The sequence below is a fragment of the Actinopolymorpha singaporensis genome, from assembly GCF_900104745.1.
Classification (GTDB): Bacteria; Actinomycetota; Actinomycetes; order Propionibacteriales; family Actinopolymorphaceae; genus Actinopolymorpha; species Actinopolymorpha singaporensis.
Genome location: NZ_LT629732.1, coordinates 4567314 through 4583502, shown reverse-complemented (window position 1 = coordinate 4583502; position 16189 = coordinate 4567314). Strand labels below are relative to the sequence as shown.

General features: G+C 72.3%; 15 protein-coding genes. 6 read left to right on the top strand and 9 right to left on the bottom strand.

The genetic code is table 11. The features are described from left to right. Nucleotides 1–124 precede the first annotated feature (124 nt). Both BLU27_RS20630 and BLU27_RS20625 read left to right on the top strand, forming a co-directional pair. Nucleotides 125–1168, top strand: coding sequence for an Acg family FMN-binding oxidoreductase (locus tag BLU27_RS20630; protein ID WP_092655303.1), 1044 nt, complete (start codon nucleotides 125–127; stop codon nucleotides 1166–1168). A 5-nt stretch (nucleotides 1169–1173) separates the two neighbouring features. Next, complete coding sequence (locus BLU27_RS20625) at nucleotides 1174–2058, top strand: universal stress protein (RefSeq protein WP_092655302.1); 885 nt, start codon at nucleotides 1174–1176, stop codon at nucleotides 2056–2058. A gap of 21 nt (nucleotides 2059–2079) precedes the next feature. Here the strand turns inward: BLU27_RS20625 and BLU27_RS31340 are convergent, their stop codons facing one another. Next, nucleotides 2080–2259, bottom strand: coding sequence for a winged helix-turn-helix transcriptional regulator (locus BLU27_RS31340; RefSeq protein WP_157728725.1), 180 nt, complete (start codon nucleotides 2257–2259; stop codon nucleotides 2080–2082). 119 nt (nucleotides 2260–2378) lie between these two features. Here BLU27_RS31340 and BLU27_RS20615 point away from each other — a divergent pair, with 119 nt between their 5' ends. After that, entirely contained in the window at nucleotides 2379–3254 is an 876-nt protein-coding gene (locus BLU27_RS20615) for an MBL fold metallo-hydrolase (RefSeq protein ID WP_092655300.1), read from the top strand. 14 nt (nucleotides 3255–3268) lie between these two features. Here BLU27_RS20615 and BLU27_RS20610 read toward each other — a convergent pair whose 3' ends face one another. Further along, complete coding sequence (locus BLU27_RS20610; RefSeq protein ID WP_092655299.1) at nucleotides 3269–4114, bottom strand: hypothetical protein; 846 nt, start codon at nucleotides 4112–4114, stop codon at nucleotides 3269–3271. Between the two features lie 101 nt (nucleotides 4115–4215). On the opposite strand from BLU27_RS20610, the gene BLU27_RS20605 reads away from it, so the two are divergent. Beyond that, nucleotides 4216–4548: an ArsR/SmtB family transcription factor gene (locus tag BLU27_RS20605; RefSeq protein ID WP_092655298.1), complete on the top strand. Its 333-nt coding sequence runs from the start codon at nucleotides 4216–4218 to the stop codon at nucleotides 4546–4548. Further along, entirely contained in the window at nucleotides 4548–5474 is a 927-nt protein-coding gene (locus BLU27_RS20600) for a cation efflux transmembrane domain-containing protein (protein ID WP_092657939.1), read from the top strand. Before BLU27_RS20605 ends, BLU27_RS20600 begins: the two co-directional genes overlap by 1 nt. Here the strand turns inward: BLU27_RS20600 and typA are convergent. Together typA and sppA are read right to left on the bottom strand one after the other, a co-directional pair. After that, a complete protein-coding gene (typA, locus tag BLU27_RS20595) occupies nucleotides 5389–7254 on the bottom strand; it encodes a translational GTPase TypA (protein WP_092655297.1) in 1866 nt (621 codons plus the stop codon). The genes BLU27_RS20600 and typA overlap by 86 nt on opposite strands. Nucleotides 7255–7416: 162 nt before the next feature. Next, nucleotides 7417–9093 carry a signal peptide peptidase SppA gene (sppA, locus tag BLU27_RS20590; RefSeq protein ID WP_092655296.1) on the bottom strand — a complete coding sequence of 559 codons (1677 nt, stop codon included), beginning with the start codon at nucleotides 9091–9093 and terminating at the stop codon, nucleotides 7417–7419. A gap of 257 nt (nucleotides 9094–9350) precedes the next feature. On the opposite strand from sppA, the gene BLU27_RS20585 reads away from it, so the two are divergent. Then, nucleotides 9351–10367, top strand: coding sequence for a TerC family protein (locus tag BLU27_RS20585; protein WP_172805004.1), 1017 nt, complete (start codon nucleotides 9351–9353; stop codon nucleotides 10365–10367). Between the two features lie 41 nt (nucleotides 10368–10408). Here the strand turns inward: BLU27_RS20585 and BLU27_RS20580 are convergent, their stop codons facing one another. The 5 genes from BLU27_RS20580 to BLU27_RS20560 all read right to left on the bottom strand — a co-directional run bounded on the left by BLU27_RS20580 (nucleotide 10409) and on the right by BLU27_RS20560 (nucleotide 16184). Further along, nucleotides 10409–11392 (bottom strand): C40 family peptidase, encoded by a 984-nt coding sequence (locus BLU27_RS20580; RefSeq protein ID WP_092655294.1) that lies wholly within the window; start codon nucleotides 11390–11392, stop codon nucleotides 10409–10411. Nucleotides 11393–11397: 5 nt separating this feature from the next. Beyond that, nucleotides 11398–12090 (bottom strand): endonuclease V, encoded by a 693-nt coding sequence (locus tag BLU27_RS20575; RefSeq protein ID WP_241827536.1) that lies wholly within the window; start codon nucleotides 12088–12090, stop codon nucleotides 11398–11400. 71 nt (nucleotides 12091–12161) lie between these two features. Continuing rightward, nucleotides 12162–12566: a PPOX class F420-dependent oxidoreductase gene (locus tag BLU27_RS20570; protein WP_092655293.1), complete on the bottom strand. Its 405-nt coding sequence runs from the start codon at nucleotides 12564–12566 to the stop codon at nucleotides 12162–12164. A 120-nt stretch (nucleotides 12567–12686) separates the two neighbouring features. Continuing rightward, nucleotides 12687–14810, bottom strand: a complete 2124-nt coding sequence (locus BLU27_RS20565; protein WP_092655292.1) for a lanthionine synthetase LanC family protein — start codon at nucleotides 14808–14810, stop codon at nucleotides 12687–12689. 345 nt (nucleotides 14811–15155) lie between these two features. Then, nucleotides 15156–16184 carry a serine hydrolase gene (locus BLU27_RS20560; protein WP_092655291.1) on the bottom strand — a complete coding sequence of 343 codons (1029 nt, stop codon included), beginning with the start codon at nucleotides 16182–16184 and terminating at the stop codon, nucleotides 15156–15158. Between the last annotated feature and the right edge of the window lie 5 nt (nucleotides 16185–16189).

Genomic DNA, 16189 nt, shown 5'->3' with positions numbered 1-16189 from the left:
TGGCGGCCGCCCGGCGGAGTGGGGGAGAGGCTTCGGTCACGGGGCGCCGGGACCTTCGCCCGCTGCCCCGCAGTGTGGTGCGAAACGACCCTGTAAGCGGGCCGGCCAACCGTGGAGGTGTGCGTTGCTCGTCGGAGAGCTCGACCAGACCGAGCGGGACACGCTCGTCGGGGCGGCCGTACTCGCTCCGTCCATGCACAACGCCCAGCCGTGGTGCTTCCGCTTCCGCGGCCGGTCGGTGGAGGTCCACCGCGATCCCGCCCGGGAGCTTGCCGCCGAGGACCCGGAAGGACGGATGACGCTCATCGGGGCGGGCACAGCGCTGCTGAACCTGCGGGTCGCCGCCGCCGCGATCGGGGCGCACACCACGACGTTGCTCTTTCCCGACCCGGACCGCCCGACGTTCGTCGCCCTGGTGAGCGTGGGCAACCCGAGTGAGGACGCCGGCCAGTTGGCTGCCCTGTTCCCCTTCCTGCCCCGCAGGCGCACCAACCGGCAGCCGTTCAGCGAGCGGGCGGTGCCGGCGGAGGTCCGCGCGGACATCAGCCAGGCGGCCGCCGGCGAAGGCGTTCGGCTGGAGTGGATCGACGACCGTGACCGGCAGCGCTGGTTGATGGAACTGGCCACCGACGCCGACATCGCCGAGGCCGACGACCCGCGCCGCCTGGTCGAGCGTCAGGTGTGGGTCGGCGGGCAGCGCACCAGCAGCGGCGTACCGTCCAGCGCGCTCGGGCCACGTGCCGAGGGCAGTGCTCCGGTCCGCGACCTGGCCGTGGATCCCGGTGACCGGCTCCGCCCGAAGGGGAAGTTCGAGGAGACACCGACGCTGGCCGTCCTGTCCACCACCCGCGACACCCCGCAGGACTGGGTCACCGCCGGACAGGCCCTGCAGCGGGTGCTGCTCACCGCCACCACCCACGGCGTCGCGGCGTCCCTGCTGAACCAGCCGATCGAGCACGCCGACCTGCGGTGGCTGGTTCGCGACCCGCGGTCGGGCTGGACCGAGCCACAGATCCTGCTCCGGTTCGGGTACGGGCCGGAGGTCCCACCGACCCCGCGCCGGCCGGTGGCGGAGTTCGTCCTGGCCGAAGGCGACCCCGACCCCGCACCGCAGACGTCCGACCAGAACGTGCCCGAGCCGCGAGCACCGCAGGACCCGGAGGAGTGACCCACATGTCCACCGAAACACCGAGACCGGTCGTGGTCGGCGTCGACGGTACGCAAGGCTCGCTTGACGCCGTGGCCTGGGCGGCGCACGCCGCGACGCTGCGCAAGGTGCCCTTGCGGGTGGTGCACGCGTTCGCCTGGCCGCTGCTGCACATCCCCGCCGCCATGTGGCAACTCGGCCCCGAAGACGGCCTGCGCGCGCACGCGGACTCCCTGGTGGAGGAGGCGGTACGAACGGCTCGGGACACGGCGCCGGACATCGAGATCACGACCACGGTGGAGACCGACTTTCCCCTTCCACTGCTGGTGGATCTGAGCAGGGACGCCACGTACGTGGTGGTCGGTACGGCCGGCCGCGGCTCGGTGGCGGACGTGCTGGCGGGTTCGCTCACCATCGAACTGTCCGCCCGATCCCAGGCGCCGGTCGTGGTGGTCCGCGGCACGCTTTCTCCCGAGCGCACGGACAACCTCGTCGTCGTCGGGGTGGACGGGTCCCCGCTCGCAGCCGTCGCGGTCGAGGTCGCGGTGGAGGAGGCAGCCCGCCGGCGCGCGCGACTCCTTGCCGTGCACGTCGTCCGGCAGGGGGTCACCGCACGGTCCGGTGCCGCCGACACCGCCGCCGGGCTGCGGCTGCTGGAAGAGGCGCTCGCGGGGTGGCGGCACAAGTACCCCGACCTGCCGATCGAGGAGCGGGTGCTGATGGGCCACGCCGCGGGGCACCTGATCGAACTGTCCGCCGCCGCCAGCCTGGTCGTGGTCGGCGCGCGCGGGCGCGGCGGCTTCACCGGAATGCTGCTCGGCTCGGTGAGCCAGGCGCTGCTGCACCAGGCGCAGTGCCCGGTCGTCGTACTCACCCGGGAGTGCCGGGCCGGCACCCCCGCCGCGGCCTGACGCATGCCAGGGAAAGGTCCATCAGCCACAAGGGGTGGCGTCCGGTTGTCGCGTGCCCCACACCCACATGCTGTGCTGCACCGGTAGCAGCTCTCGGCCCCGGTCGGTGAGGACGTAGCGGACCCGGGGAGGCCAGGCGCTCGAGTGGTGGCGTTCGATGACGCCCGCACCGGTCAACTGGGCGAAGCGGTCCGAGAGCACAGTCCGCCAACCGACCGTGGTCCCGCGCCGTGGCCGCGCCTCCAACCGTTTGGTTAGTCTCGAACACCCCTCCTAACGTCGCTGCGTACAGCTCGGCGACCTGCCCTCAGGAGGCCCCCATGCGTGTCCACCACCTCAACTGCGGATCCCTTCGCAGGATTCCGTTGCTGCGCGACCGGCCCACGCTCGGTGAGGATCCCGCTGCGGAGGTCGTGAACCACGACCTGCCCGCGGTGTGCCACTGCCTGTTGATCGAGACCGACTCCGATGGCCTGGTCCTCGTCGACACCGGCCTCGGTACCGCCGATGTCGAGAACCCGGACGCCAATCTCGGCGCGGACTGGGTGGCCTTCGCCCAACCCGCCCTCGACCCCCGGGAATGCGCCCTGTCCCAGGTCGTCCGTCTCGGCCATGCGGCGCAGGACGTACGGCACATCGTGCTCACCCATCTGCACCGTGACCACACCGGAGGGCTGCCCGACTTCCCCCACGCGCGGGTCCACGTGCACGCCGACGAGTACCAGGCCGTCACCGACCCCGCATCGGCACACCACCGGCACAGCCTCGAACGCTTCATGCCGGCGCATCGGGCTCACCGTCCGTTGCTGACGCCCACCACCGTAGAGGAGCCGACGGAGTGGTTCGGCTTCGCCGACGTGGCACGGCCGCAGGGACTGGCGTACGAGCTCCTGATGGTGCCTCTGCCCGGTCATTCGGCCGGACACGTGGGAGTCGCCGTACGCGACGGCGACGGCAGGTGGCTGTTGCACGCGGGAGACGCGTACATGTACCACGGCGAACTCGACTACCCCGAGCCCGTGTCGCATCCCGATCTCGATCCTGTCCAGCGCGGAGCACAGACCGATGTCGCGGCTCGCGTCGCCACCCGCGACCGACTACGCGCTCTCCATCGCCGGCACGCGGATGAGGTCACCGTCTTCAGTGCGCACGACCCGTGGGAGTTCGCTCGGCTGGCCGAGCGCGCGACCTCGTGAACGGCACTGGGCTGTCAGTCCGGGCGCCAGGACGTTTGGTACGGGGAACCCGGCAGCCGATCCGGACTCGCGTACAGGAACACCCCGTCGTCCTCGCGGAGGACGGTGACGCCCTTCACCCAGAAGAACCACCGCCCCGGCCGGCCGGTCGTGTCGTGCCAGGTGAACTCGTGGACGACGGTCCCGTACGCCACCTCCGCCTCACCTTCGTAGGCAGGGCCGGCCCAGGCGAACCGCCCGTCCTGCGTCCGGTCGACGGGTAGGCCACGGTAGGCGTAGGTCCTCCCATGCCCGATGGCGCATCCCTGCCGGCATCGGCCGGAGAGGTACATCCGTTCACCCTCGACCCCGACGTCGCGGATCCCGAGCCCCCTGGCCGTCAGGACCTGCCGCCGGCTGATGATGCGCGGTCCGTCGATCCAGTCCTCGACGAAGAACGTCACCGTGCCGAGCGTGACGCGCCGACCGTGGTCCTCGATGCCGTACCGGATGGTGAAATCACCCTCGGCCCGCTCCTGGGACAGGCGGGTCCAGCAACCGACGGGCAGGCAGTAGCGATCGCCGTACTTCACCAGCAGCGCGGCCATCACCGGTCCGTGGCGAAGCGTCAACGCCTCCTTGGCGTTCACCGCGGCCTCGGGCGCCGGGCACGACCAGCCACCGGCCCGGCCGCCGGCGTCCTCGAGGTGGACCACGTCGCCGGCGACCGCGCCGGTCGGTCCGGTGCACGGGTCGGGAGCAGGGGCCTGGGGCGTGGCCGGTCCTGGCCGGTAGCCGGTGACCGCGACCGCGGCGGTGGTGAGCACGGCGAGCAGGCCCGGCAGCACCAGCACGGTGAGCAGTAGTCGATGGTCTCGCATTCCGGGTCGGACCTGCCCCGGCCGGCGGCCGGCGAAACTGTGCTGCCAAAGCCGCTGAGTTCAGTTTGAGCTGAGTTCAGTTTTCCGTGTACCGTCCTGGGATGCTCAAGGTCGCCACCCACGCCGAGGTGCTGTCCAGGTTCGGGCACGCGCTGTCGGACCCCACGAGGTCACGGATCCTGTTGGCACTGCGAGAAGGCCCGGGCTATCCGGCCGAACTGTCGGAGACGCTCGGCGTGTCGCGGACCAACATGTCGAACCACCTGGCCTGCCTGCGCGGCTGCGGCCTGGTCGCCGCGGTGCCCGACGGACGCCGGACACGGTACGAACTGGCCGAGCCGAGCATCGGCCACGCCCTGGGTGACCTGCTCGGCCTGGTGCTCGCGGTCGACCCGGCGGCCTGTCCGACCGCCGAGACCGAAGGATGCTGCTGATGGCGGCCCTTACCGACCGGCTCGCCGGCAGGATCTCCACCAGCCGGCTTCCCGTGGCCACCGACACCGAACGCCGCAGCCGGCTGGCACGCCGGGTCAGGCTGCTGGTAGCGGCGACCATCACCTACAACGTGGTCGAGGCGGTCGTGGCCATCGCGGCCGGCGCGGGCGCCTCCTCCACCGCGTTGATCGGGTTCGGGCTGGACTCGGTGATCGAGGTGAGTTCCGCGGCGGTGGTGGCCTGGCAGTTCTCCGCCAGCGACCATGCCGTACGCGAGGCCCGTGAGAAGGTCGCCCTGCGCATCATCGCGACCTCCTTCTTCGCGCTCGCCGCCTACGTCACCGTCGAGTCCCTCCGGGCCCTGATCGGCGGGGACCAGGCCGCGCACTCCACCGTCGGCCTCGTCCTGGCGGCCCTCAGCCTCGCCGTCATGCCGGGCCTGTCCTACGCACAACGCCGCGCGGGCCGGCAGTTGGGGTCGGCGAGCGCTGTCGCGGACTCCAAGCAGACCCTGCTGTGCACCTACCTGTCCGGCGTTCTCCTCGTCGGCCTGGCGGTCAACAGTCTGTTCGGCTGGTGGTGGGCCGACCCCCTGGCCGCACTGGTCATCGCCGCGGTGGCGGTCAAGGAGGGGTGGGAGGCATGGCAGGGCGACGCCTGCTGTGCGGTTCCGGTCGCCCAACTCCCCGACGGTCGGGTCGCCGCCCCCGATGCGTGCGGATGCGGCCCGGGGTGCGACTGCTGCGGTCGGGAGAGTTCCGCGGAGCGGATCGTTAGCTCCGACCGAGACCCCGGAAACAGGACGACCGGCCGCGGCATCCCGGCCGGCCGTACTCGGCTCAGCCGCGGCGGGCCCGGGCGCGCAGCTTCTCCCGGTCGGTCTGCGCCAACACCGTCTTGCGCAGCCGGATCGCCGCCGGGGTGACCTCCACGCACTCGTCCTCGCGGCAGAACTCCAGCGCCTGCTCCAGCGCCATCTCCCGCGGCGGCACCAGACGTTCGAGTTCGTCGGCGGTGGAGGAGCGGACGTTGGTCAGCTTCTTCTCCCGGGTGGCGTTGACGTCCATGTCCTCGGGCCGGGAGTTCTCCCCGACCAGCATGCCCTCGTAGACCTCGGTGCCCGGCTTGACGAACAGCGTCCCGCGCTCCTGCATGTTGAAGCAGGCGTACGCGGTGACCGCACCCCGCCGGTCGGCCACCAGCGAGCCGCGCGGACGCGTACGCAGCTCACCCGCCCACGGCTCGTACCCCTCGAACACGTGGTGGATCAGGCCGGTGCCGCGGGTCTCGGTGAGGAACTCGGTGCGGAACCCGATCAGGCCGCGAGCGGGTACGAGGTAGTCCAGGCGTACCCAGCCGGTGCCGTGGTTGACCATCTGCTCCAGCCGGCCCTTGCGCAGGCCGAGCAGCTGGGTGACCACGCCGACGTACTCGTCCGGGACGTCGATGGTGACCCGTTCCACCGGCTCCATCCGCTTGCCGTCGACCTCCTGGGTGACGACCTGCGGCTTGCCGACGGTGAGCTCGAACCCCTCGCGGCGCATCAGCTCCACGAGCACGGCGAGCTGGAGTTCGCCGCGGCCCTGCACCTCCCAGGTGTCGGGACGCTCGGTGTTCTGCACCCGGATGGAGACGTTGCCGATGGTCTCCGCGTCCAGGCGGTTCTTCACCAGCCGCGCGGTGACCTTGTCCCCGCTCTGTCCCGAAAGCGGCGAGGTGTTGATGCCGATGGTGACCGAGATCGAGGGTTCGTCGACCCGGATCACCGGCAGCGGCTTCGGGTCGTCGGGGTCGGCCAGCGTCTCGCCGATGGTGATGTCGGCGATGCCCGCGATCGCCACGATGTCACCGGGGCCGGCCTTGTCGGCGGGAACGCGGTCCAGCGCCTCGGTCATCATCATGTCGGTGATCCGGACGCGCTCGACCGACCCGTCGGCCCGGCACCAGGCGACCGTCGCGCCGCGGACCAGCTCACCCTGGTGCACCCGGCACAGCGCCAGCCGGCCGAGGTAGGGCGAGGCGTCCAGGTTGGTGACGTGCGCCTGCAACGGCGCGCCCTCGGTGTAGGTGGGCGGCGGCACGGTGGACAGGATCGTCTCGAACAGCGGCTGCAGATCGGTGTTGTCGGGAAGGGTCCCGTCGGCCGGCTGCTCCAGCGTGGCCCGGCCCGCACGCGCCGAGGCGTACACGATCGGAAAGTCCAGCGCGGCGGCGTCGGCCGAGGGGTCGTCCAGCAGATCGAGGAAGAGTTCGTACGTCTGGTCGACCACCTCGGCGATCCGGCTGTCGGGCCGGTCCACCTTGTTGATGACCAGGACCACCGGCAGCCGCTTGCGCAGCGCCTTGCGCAGGACGAACCGGGTCTGGGGGAGCGGGCCCTCCGACGCGTCGACCAGCAGCAGCACGCCGTCGACCATCTCCAGGGCGCGTTCGACCTCGCCGCCGAAGTCGGCGTGGCCCGGGGTGTCGACGATGTTCAGCGTCACCGGACCGTCGGGGGTCTGCCAGCGGACCGCGGTGTTCTTCGCGAGGATGGTGATGCCCTTCTCGCGTTCGAGGTCCATCGAGTCCATGACTCGTTCGGCTACGTCCTGGTTGTCCCGGAACACCCCGGACTGCCAGAGCATCGAGTCGACGAGGGTGGTTTTTCCGTGGTCGACGTGGGCGATGATCGCGACATTACGGAGGTCGGAGCGGGTAGCCATACCCGCCATCCTTCCTGACGGGCGGGGCCGGGCCGCGCACGGGTCACCCCGAACGCCGCGACCGGACGATCACCGGGCGGACGATCACCGAGCGGGGTCCACCACGCACGGCGTTCCTCAGCGCAGCTCCGCATTCTCGGCACTCAGCGCAACGCGGCGGAGTCAGCGCAGCTCCCACAGCACCGGCGCGGTCAGCACCCCGGCGTGGCCGAGGCCGAGCGCCGACGTCAGCTCGGCGAGCATCCGGGCCGGGCCGGACGCCGCCGGCAACCCCAGGCCGGAACCCAGACCGGCACTGGCCGCGGCGCGCTCGCTGGACTCCGGCCCGCGCAGGCGTTCGACCACGCCGACGCGGGCGGGGAACCGCAGCGTGGCCTCCTCCCGCCCGATGCCGACCCGGGCACAGGCGATCTCCACGGCGCGTTCGAACCCGCCCAACTCGTCGACCAGGCCGCGCTCGCGGGCGTCGGCACCAGTCCACACCCGGCCCCGGGCGGCCTTCTCCACGTGCTCTCGCGACAGGCCGCGGTCGGCGGCGACCTTGGCGGTGAAGTCGTCGTACACCTGGTCCAGCCACTCCTCCAGCCGGCGCCACTCGTCGGCGGTGAAGCGGTGGTACGCGGAGAACATCGCGGCGTTGCGGCCCTCGGCCACTCCGTCCCGGGCGATGCCCACCCGGTCGAGCATGTCGCGGACGACCGCCTTTCCCCCGAACACCCCGATCGACCCGGTGAGGGTGCCCGGCTGGGCGACGAGGCTGTCGGCCGCCATCGACACGAAGTACCCGCCGGAGGCCGCGACCGTGCCCATCGACACCACCACGGGCTTGCCCGCCTCCCGGAGCCGGACGACCTCCCGGCGTACCGCGTCGGAGGCGACGTAGGAGCCGCCGGGGCTGTCCACGCGCAGGACCACCGCGCGGACCTTCGGGTCGGCGGCGGCGGACCGCAGCGCCCCGGTCACGGTGTCGGAGCCGATCGAGGTGGAGCTGAGACCTCGGCGGCTGGACCGGCCGAGGTGGATGGGCCCGGTCCCGTACACGACGGCGACGCCGGGGGAGCGCTGGAGCCTGCTCAGCGCCTGGCGGGGCTCCCGCTGGCGGGCCTGGCGGTAACGCTGGACGTAGCGGAAGGTGACCTCCCCGAGTCGCTTGCGCAGCTCGGTGTACACCTCGTCGCGGTAGCCCAACCTGTCGACCAGCCCGGCGGCAAGCGCGTCCTTCGCCGACAGCGGCGAACGGTCGACCAGCTCGCGCACCTGCGTGGACGCGAGCTTCCGGTGGGTGCTGACTCCCTCGACGACCTGCTCCATCGCCGAGGCCGCCAGCCGCCCGGCCGCCTCCCTGTGCGCATCGCTCATCTGCGTTGCCAGGAAGGTGTCCGCGGCGTTCTTGTACTCGTGCCGGCGCGACATCTCCGGCACTACACCGAGCTTTGTCAAGGCGTCCTTGACGAAGACGGCCTCCGCCATGATGCCGGTCAGGCCGACGTCACCGGACGGCTGCAGCCACACCTGGTCGAACGCCGACGCGAGATAGTAGGGAAGCGTCCCCGGACCGAACTCGCCGTAGGTCTCCGACCAGGCGACCGTCGGCTTGCCCGCGTCGGCGAACACGCGCACCGCCGCCCGCAACTCCTGTACCTGTGCGAACGTCGGCCCCTGACCGCCCACGTGGGCGACCAGCCCGGTCACCGAGGGGTCGTACGCCGCCAGCCGAAGCCCCTCGACCAGATCCCGCAGCAACGGCCGGCGCCGGTGCAGCACCGCGCCGATGGCGTCCTGCGGCGGCGCCTCCAGCAGGGGAACGGTCAGGTCCAGTTCGAGCACGGTGGGCGTCATGGCCCCACTTTAGGTGTGCCGTGAAGCGGGCACCCACTTCGCGACACATCCCGAGGTGCTTCCCGTACCCCGGTTGGCCTGATCGCCGCGGGTACGTGACAATGGGGGCGCATCGTGAGGGGAGTATTCCTTCGCGGCGGCATCGTCATCACGGTCAGTACGGCCTCCGCGTCGACCTGCCCGGTGCCGTCGGCCCGCAATCCGGGCGGAAGAGACCTCCGAGGGAGCAATCGTCACTTCTCTCGGAGGTTCAGCGCGTGACTGTCCACCCCTGGGTCTGGTTCGCCACCATCGGCGTCCTGGTCGCCATCCTCCTCGTCGACGTCCTGGTGATCGGCCGCCGGCCGCACGAGCCGTCGATGCGCGAGTGCACCACCTGGATCGGGATGTACGTCGGGCTGGCGGTGCTCTTCGGGATAGGCGTCTTCTTCTTCGCAGGCGGGCAGTACGCCGGGGAGTTCTTCGCCGGGTGGATCACCGAGTACAGCCTGTCGATCGACAACCTCTTCGTCTTCCTGGTCATCCTCACCAGGTTCGGCGTACCCAGGGCATACCAGCAGACCGCCCTGCTGATCGGCATCATCCTGGCGCTGATCATGCGCGGTATCTTCATCGCGCTCGGCGCCGCGGCGATCAACGCGTTCGCCTGGGTCTTCTACATCTTCGGCGCCATCCTGATCTACACCGCCATCCAGTTCGTCCGCAGCGGCAACGACCACGACTCCGACTACAAGGAGAACGCGCTGATCCGCTGGGCGAAGAACCACCTCCCGGCGACCGACCAGTACAACGGCGTGAAGCTCACCCTGGTGGAGAACGGCAGGCGCCTGGTCACGCCGATGCTGATGGTGATGATCGCGCTCGGCACCACCGACCTGCTGTTCGCGCTGGACTCCATCCCCGCCATCTACGGCCTGACCAAGGAGCCCTACCTCGTCTTCGCGGCGAACGTCTTCGCGCTGATGGGGCTGCGCCAGCTGTACTTCCTGATCGGCGGGCTGGTCACCCGGCTGGTCTACCTGCCGATCGGGCTCGCGGTCATCCTCGGCTTCATCGGCGTCAAGCTCATCCTGCACGCGCTGCACGAGAACAACCTGCCGTTCCTGAACGGCGGCGAGCCGATGCACTCCGTACCCGACATCGGCATCGCCGTGTCCCTGTCGGTGATCGTCGGCACGTTGCTGGTGACCACGGTGGCCAGCCTGATGAAGAGCCGGCAGACCGAGCGCCGCAAGCAGGAGGAGCCGGCCCGCAGCTCCCGGTCCGCCGACTGACCGCGGGCCGGGAGGTCCGCGACCTGGTTCGGTGGGCCGGCTCAGTCGGCCAGTCGGCCGGCGAGGTCGACCAGGGTCGCCCGCCGGTCGGCGTTCAACTGCTCCTCCCGGACCTGCTCGCCGGTACCAGGCGCGTGCAGGAGTACGCCGTCCGAACCCGGTTGCCCTGCCGCGAACCCCACGTGGTGGATCGACTTCTCCGGCCGGGCGAAGAAGTACAGGTCGCCCGGCCGGGCCTCGCCCACCGGGACCCGCCCGGCCGCCTCGGCCTGGTCGTGGGCGTCGCGAGGGACGATCCGGCCGAGCGCCCGGAACGCGATGTGCACCAGTCCCGAACAGTCCAGCCCGAATGCCGACATCCCGCCCCACAGGTAGGGCAGCCCCACGAACCGGCGTGCCTGTGCGAGCACGGCCTCGGGCCGCACCGGCCTGCCGTCGCCGGTCGGCCGGACCGCACAGGCCCGCGCGTCCACCCAGCCGGAACTGCCGCCGGGCAGCGCCACCCGCACCCGCGCGCCGGGTGCGGCCTCACCGGATCCGGTGTGCTCGGTGTGCTGTGCGTCGCCGGTCTCGGCGAGTACGGGAAGGATCGTGGCGTAGGTGAGTTCGGCGGGCAGGTCGTCTCCGCGGCGTCCCGGGTCCGGCTCCAGGCGTACGGCCTCGACGGTGACCGCGGCCTCCCTGCGCGCCGGTGCCGCGGCCGGCGCCACGTGGGCACGGGGCACCCAGCCCGGGTAGCCGCGCGGGTCCAGGTCGGAGGGCTGCCAGGGCGCGACCACCCGCAGCCAGTCGCCGCGCTCCTCGAGTACGTCCACCGGTTCGCCGGCCAGGAGCTGGGTGAGCACCCGGTTGTCCAGGTCGCGTCGGGCCGGTACGTCCAGACCCGCTGCCCAGGCACGCGGGTCGGGTACGGCGGCCACGATCGGGGCGTCGATCTCGCGGTGCGCGTCGGGGCCGGTCCACAACACGGTGGCGGCGACCCGGACGGCCGACGTCGCGGAGACGGAAAGATCCGGAGCGGGCATGCACGTCACCGTAGTGCCCGGGCGCGCCGGGCGAGTCGGCGCGCCTCCCGCAGCGGTACGGGGGTTCGGGCGGTTCCGGTGGCCAGTCGTACGACCTCGACGGCGGTGCCGGGGTCGGTCCGCCAGCCGGCGTGCGCGACCAGAGGACGGCGACCGGCACGGGTGCGTACCCACGCGCCGACCGGAGTGCCCGACAGCGTCAACGTGGCGGCGGCCCCCGGAGCGTCCGCGGGCCAGTCGCCGGTGGCGAGCAGCGGCCGGTGCGTGACTCCGACGGTCGGCAGGTCCAGGGCCGCGCCGAGGTGGTACGCCAGGCCGGCCGCGCGAGGATGGTCGCGCCCGGTGGCGTTCACCAGCAGGACCTCCGGAGCGACGGTGAGCTCCGCCACCGCGGCCGCCAGTGCGGGGCCCTCCCGCATGGCCAGCAGCCCGGCGACGTAGGGGGCGCGGGCCCGGTCGGTGCGCACGACCGAGGCGAGCCGACGCCTCTCCTCATACGTCACCGCCGCGACCCACAGCGGATCACCGCGCTCGCCGAAGCCCTCCACCCCGCGCGGGAAGCAGCAGAAGCAGCCGCCGATCCGGGTCGGCCGGTCCGTCGGCGGCCGCCAGGGCACGGGGGAGCGGGCGCCGAGTTCGGCCTGCAGCTCGGCGAGTTCGGCCGGGGCGTCCGGCCACCCGTGCTCGGGGTCACCCACATGGCCCAGCAGACCAGATCGCCGGCAGGCACGCGACATCTGCTCCACGAATCCGGCCCGGCCAGGTCGCCCTACTCGGTCCTGCTCAGCTCGTAGTGCAGCGTGCGGTATCGGGCGAGGCGGTGGAACACCGGCACCGCGACCCCCTGCAGCAGGGGGTACTTGCGGCGCAGCAGCCGGCGAACGGGCCTGGCCTCCGCCTCGCCGAGCAGCCGGGCGGTGGCGTCGACCGCCGGCCCCGTCGGCCGCCCGCCCGCGGTGGACGGCGCGATCTCCACCCGGGGGTCGCGGCGCAGCCGCTTGGCCTTCCCCGCCGCGGAGTAGGTACGGAAGTAGGCGTGTGGCCCGTCGACGACGACATGGACCGCCGTGGGTACGGGGGTGCCGTCGCGCCGGAAGGTGGTCAGCACGACCGTGCGCTGCCGGGCGAACCGCGCGAACGGCGCCTCCACGGTGCTCGAGGATGTCTCGGCCATGGTCTGGGCTCCTCCTGGTCTACGTCGGTGCGTATGTCGGTGAGTACACCCGTCAGACGGTGAACCCGCCGTGCCCGTGACATCACCGCAGCCGCGGCGACCGGCGGCGCACGGAGCGCGTCACCGCCGGGCGGGGCGTCCCCAGAGGTGGTCCTCCACCAGCAGTTCGTCGACCAGGAACATCCGCCGTCCGCCGTAGCGCAGCCGGGTGAGGAAGGCCAGCACCCCGGCCAGGCCGACGTTGTAGTCGGCGACCACACCGGTCAGCGTGTCGTCGGCGACGAGCGCCTTGCCGCCGCGCCGGCAGTGCCGGGCCGCGAGCAGCGGCACGAGGTCCTCCGCCCAGGCGCGGTAGGTGGGGTCGTCGAGAAGCTCGGCCGCGTCCAGCAGGAACTCCCCGTCCCCGGCGAGGCCGTGGCAGGCGACCGGCGATGCCGTCCACCGGGCGCGGTAGGCGGCGCCGGCGGCCGCACGGGCGTACTCGGCGAAGCGCTGCTCACCGGTGACGGCGTACAACCGGAGCAGGAACGTGCCCACGCCGGAGGACCCGCTGCACCAGTGCGGCCGCCAGCCCGCCTCGTGCGGACCGGCCGGCCACCAGGCGGCGCCGTCCTCGTCGGTGTGCGCCGCCCGGCACAGCGCGTCGCCCGCCTCGCCCGCCAGGGTGAGCGCCGCCGAGTCGCCCAGCGCCGTACCCAGGGCGAGCAGGGTGTACCCGATGCCGGCGACGCCGTGGGCGAAGCCGTACGGCCCGCAGGCGGGTTCGGGACCGGTGGAGGAGACCCGGGCGGGCCAGGTGGGACCGTGCGGCCCGGGCTCGGCCGCCGACCACAGAGCCTGGGCGTAGGCGGCGGCACGCGCACCGAAGCGAGTGTCGCGCACGGTCGGCCTGGCGTCGTCACAGGTGAGCGCCGCCAGGTGCAGGTGGGTCAGGGCTGCCCCGGCCAGTCCGTGCGCGACGTCGGCGGTCGGCCAACTGGTCGGCAACCGCAGAGCCAGCCGCTCAGCCTGGCCGAAGAGCGGGGGTTCACCGAGGACGGCCGCCGCCTCGGCCAGCACCCAGGCCACTCCGGCCCGTCCGGAGTACAGGCCCGGCAGCGCCGGGCCGATCCGGCCGGCACCTTCCGCCCGCTCGGCCAGCCAGCCGGCGGCCTTGCGTGCGGCGGCGTCCAGCGTGACGGGTGCGAGGTCGAAGGAGGCCCCGTGGCCGTGTGCACGCAGGAGTACGGCGAGGACTCCGGCGGCGCCGTGCTGGACGTCGCACGGGTCGGTGCGGGTTCCCTCGGCGCCGGTGACCCACAGCCGGTCGCCGTCGGGGCACATCCGCACGGTGAGATGGTCGAGGCCGTCGGCGAGGAGATCCTCCCCGCTCGGCTGGCCGTTCACCGGGGCACCAGGCGTCGGCATGGCCGCCGGCACGGACGGCTCGGGCACGGCGTCGCAGAGCAGGCGCTCGAGTGCCGCGAGGTCGCATCGGTCGGCGGGGTGCGGGGCGAGCAGTTCACCGATCGCCGGTGCGAACAGCCGGGCCGTGTCGCCGTACGGTGCGATCACCGCCAGCCAGGCCGCCAGCCGGTCGCGATGGCACCGGTGGAGCGCGGCGTCGGGGTCGTCGGGCGGAAGCAGCGGATCGGTGCCGGTGGCGAGCAGGAAGAACAGGCAGCCCAAGCCGTAGAGGTCCCCGGCGACGGAAGCCAGACCGTGCGACGCCGCGTCGCGGCCAGGCGCGGAGTACGCGAGACGTGCGGTCGACGTAGAGGAGGTCGACGCGGAGGTGGTCGGCACCGACGGATCCGAGACCGTCAGCGAGCCGTCGACGTGCACCACGAACCGGTCCGGTGACAGGTCGCCCAGCGGGCAACCGGCCCGGTGGGCGGCGCCGACGACAGCGACCAGGCGGCGGGCCATCATCACGGCCAGGTCGGCGGGTACGCCCGCGCCGCCGGCGCAGTGGCGGCGTACCCACTGCCGAAGGGTCTCACCTGGTGGGGGTTCCTCGGCCGGGTCGTCCCCGGTGGACTGCCTGACCCAGAAGCCGTTCTCGGCGGCCCCCGGCGAACCCCGTCCCGAACCCGCCCGCGGGTCCACCGCCGACCGGGCCAGCCCGCGCGGGCCGGGCACCTCGGTCTGGGCGGTCCGGAGCCGGGGCCGGGCAGCTGCCCGCAACTCGGCGCCCATCCGGGTGGCGATTCGGGTGAACACCACATCGATTCGGGCGAATACCGCGTCGTCGGGTGGGTACACAGTCAGCACCTCCCCGGAAGTCGGAGCGAGTCCGGGGACCGGAACCAACCCCCGGGCCGGGTTTGAGGCCGCAGCAGTCGTGAGCGCACCTCAGGCGGGCCGTCCTCGTGTGGCGTCACCGGTGTTTCGTCCTCCCGCAGTCACGCGCGCACCCGGAAACCCAGGCGGCCCGGCGCCGCCCGGGGTTTCGGCGACCGTGCCACCTGCCGGTCGTGGTGGATGTCGGCGGCTCCCTCCTCCGTCGACACTCACGCACACTTCAGGTGTTCATACGACTACCAACAGCACGCGATCGCGCGCAAGACTTTCCGTGACATTTTTCAGAGATTCGGTAACAGTGAGTTATCAATCGCGGGGAACGGGGGACGCCGCGCCGGTTTCGGAGGTACCGGCATCCGCCCGAACCTTCCACGTGGCGGCGGCTACGCGTGCGACCACGGCACAACCGGCGTCCTCGTCGAGGTCGGCACTCACACACGTCACCAGGACGTAGGGGGGCGCGTCCCCGGGCAGCACCAGCGCCGCGCTGTGCCGGATCCCCTCCACCCAGCCGTTCTTGTGGGCCACCGGCGTGCCGGGAGGCAGTCCGCGTACGACGTCCTGGGTCACCTCCTGGCCGAGCAGCACGGTCAGCATCTGCGCGCACGCCGGGGCAGAGGCGAGGGTTCCGTCGTAGAGGGCGGTGAACAGGCCGGCGAGGTCGGCGGCGGTCACCAGGTTGGACAGGCCGGCCTGCTCGGCGCCGTAGTCCTGGATTCCGCGGGCCACCACCGAGGACCGCGCCCCTGCGGTCGCCCACGCCGCGGCCACGGCCGGCAGCCCCACCCGCTCCAGAACGAGGTTGGTGGCGAGGTTGCTGGATCGTACGATCATCCGCCGGGCCAGCCAGCGCAGGCCGGCCGACCGGCCGAGAAGCGCCCAGGGTTCGGGATCGCTGTCGTAGTCGGCGGTGGCGTGGTAGCTGGTGCCGTCGCCGGTCGCGGACTCGAAGTCGTCGTGCACCGGCACCTGCTCGTCCAGGTCGAGCAGGCCCTCGTCGGCCAGCCGGTACGCCGCCGCCAGCACCGCGACCTTCATGGTGCTGGCGGCGTAGTGGGTGGCGTCGGGTTCCCGGACGTACGCCGGTGCCTGGCCGGGCCGGCCGAACCACACCGACGCCCGGCCCGGCAACGCGTCGAGCTCTGCATCCAGTTCGGCCTTCAGCTGGGCGCTGACTCCGGCCCTGTGTTCGGCGTCGGGTCGCGCGTCGGCTCGGACGTCGGCCTGGGACAGTTCGGCCTGGGACAGTTCGGCCTGGGAGAGTTCGGCCTGGGAGAGTTCGGCCTGGGAGAGTTCGGCCTGGGAGAGTTCGGACTGGGGCGCTCCGGTCGGCATGTCGA

Bases quoted from the DNA above. Each gene is read 5' to 3' on its own strand.
- BLU27_RS20570 (WP_092655293.1), bottom strand. From the start codon at position 12,566: ATGGCCGAGACATCCTCGAGCACCGTGGAGGCGCCGTTCGCGCGGTTC.
- sppA (WP_092655296.1), bottom strand. From the start codon at position 9,093: ATGACGCCCACCGTGCTCGAACTGGACCTGACCGTTCCCCTGCTGGAG.
- BLU27_RS20580 (WP_092655294.1), bottom strand. From the start codon at position 11,392: ATGCCCGCTCCGGATCTTTCCGTCTCCGCGACGTCGGCCGTCCGGGTC.
- BLU27_RS20600 (WP_092657939.1), top strand. From the start codon at position 4,548: ATGGCGGCCCTTACCGACCGGCTCGCCGGCAGGATCTCCACCAGCCGG.
- BLU27_RS20610 (WP_092655299.1), bottom strand. From the start codon at position 4,114: ATGCGAGACCATCGACTACTGCTCACCGTGCTGGTGCTGCCGGGCCTG.
- BLU27_RS20605 (WP_092655298.1), top strand. From the start codon at position 4,216: ATGCTCAAGGTCGCCACCCACGCCGAGGTGCTGTCCAGGTTCGGGCAC.
- BLU27_RS20615 (WP_092655300.1), top strand. From the start codon at position 2,379: ATGCGTGTCCACCACCTCAACTGCGGATCCCTTCGCAGGATTCCGTTG.
- typA (WP_092655297.1), bottom strand. From the start codon at position 7,254: ATGGCTACCCGCTCCGACCTCCGTAATGTCGCGATCATCGCCCACGTC.
- BLU27_RS20560 (WP_092655291.1), bottom strand. From the start codon at position 16,184: ATGCCGACCGGAGCGCCCCAGTCCGAACTCTCCCAGGCCGAACTCTCC.
- BLU27_RS20625 (WP_092655302.1), top strand. From the start codon at position 1,174: ATGTCCACCGAAACACCGAGACCGGTCGTGGTCGGCGTCGACGGTACG.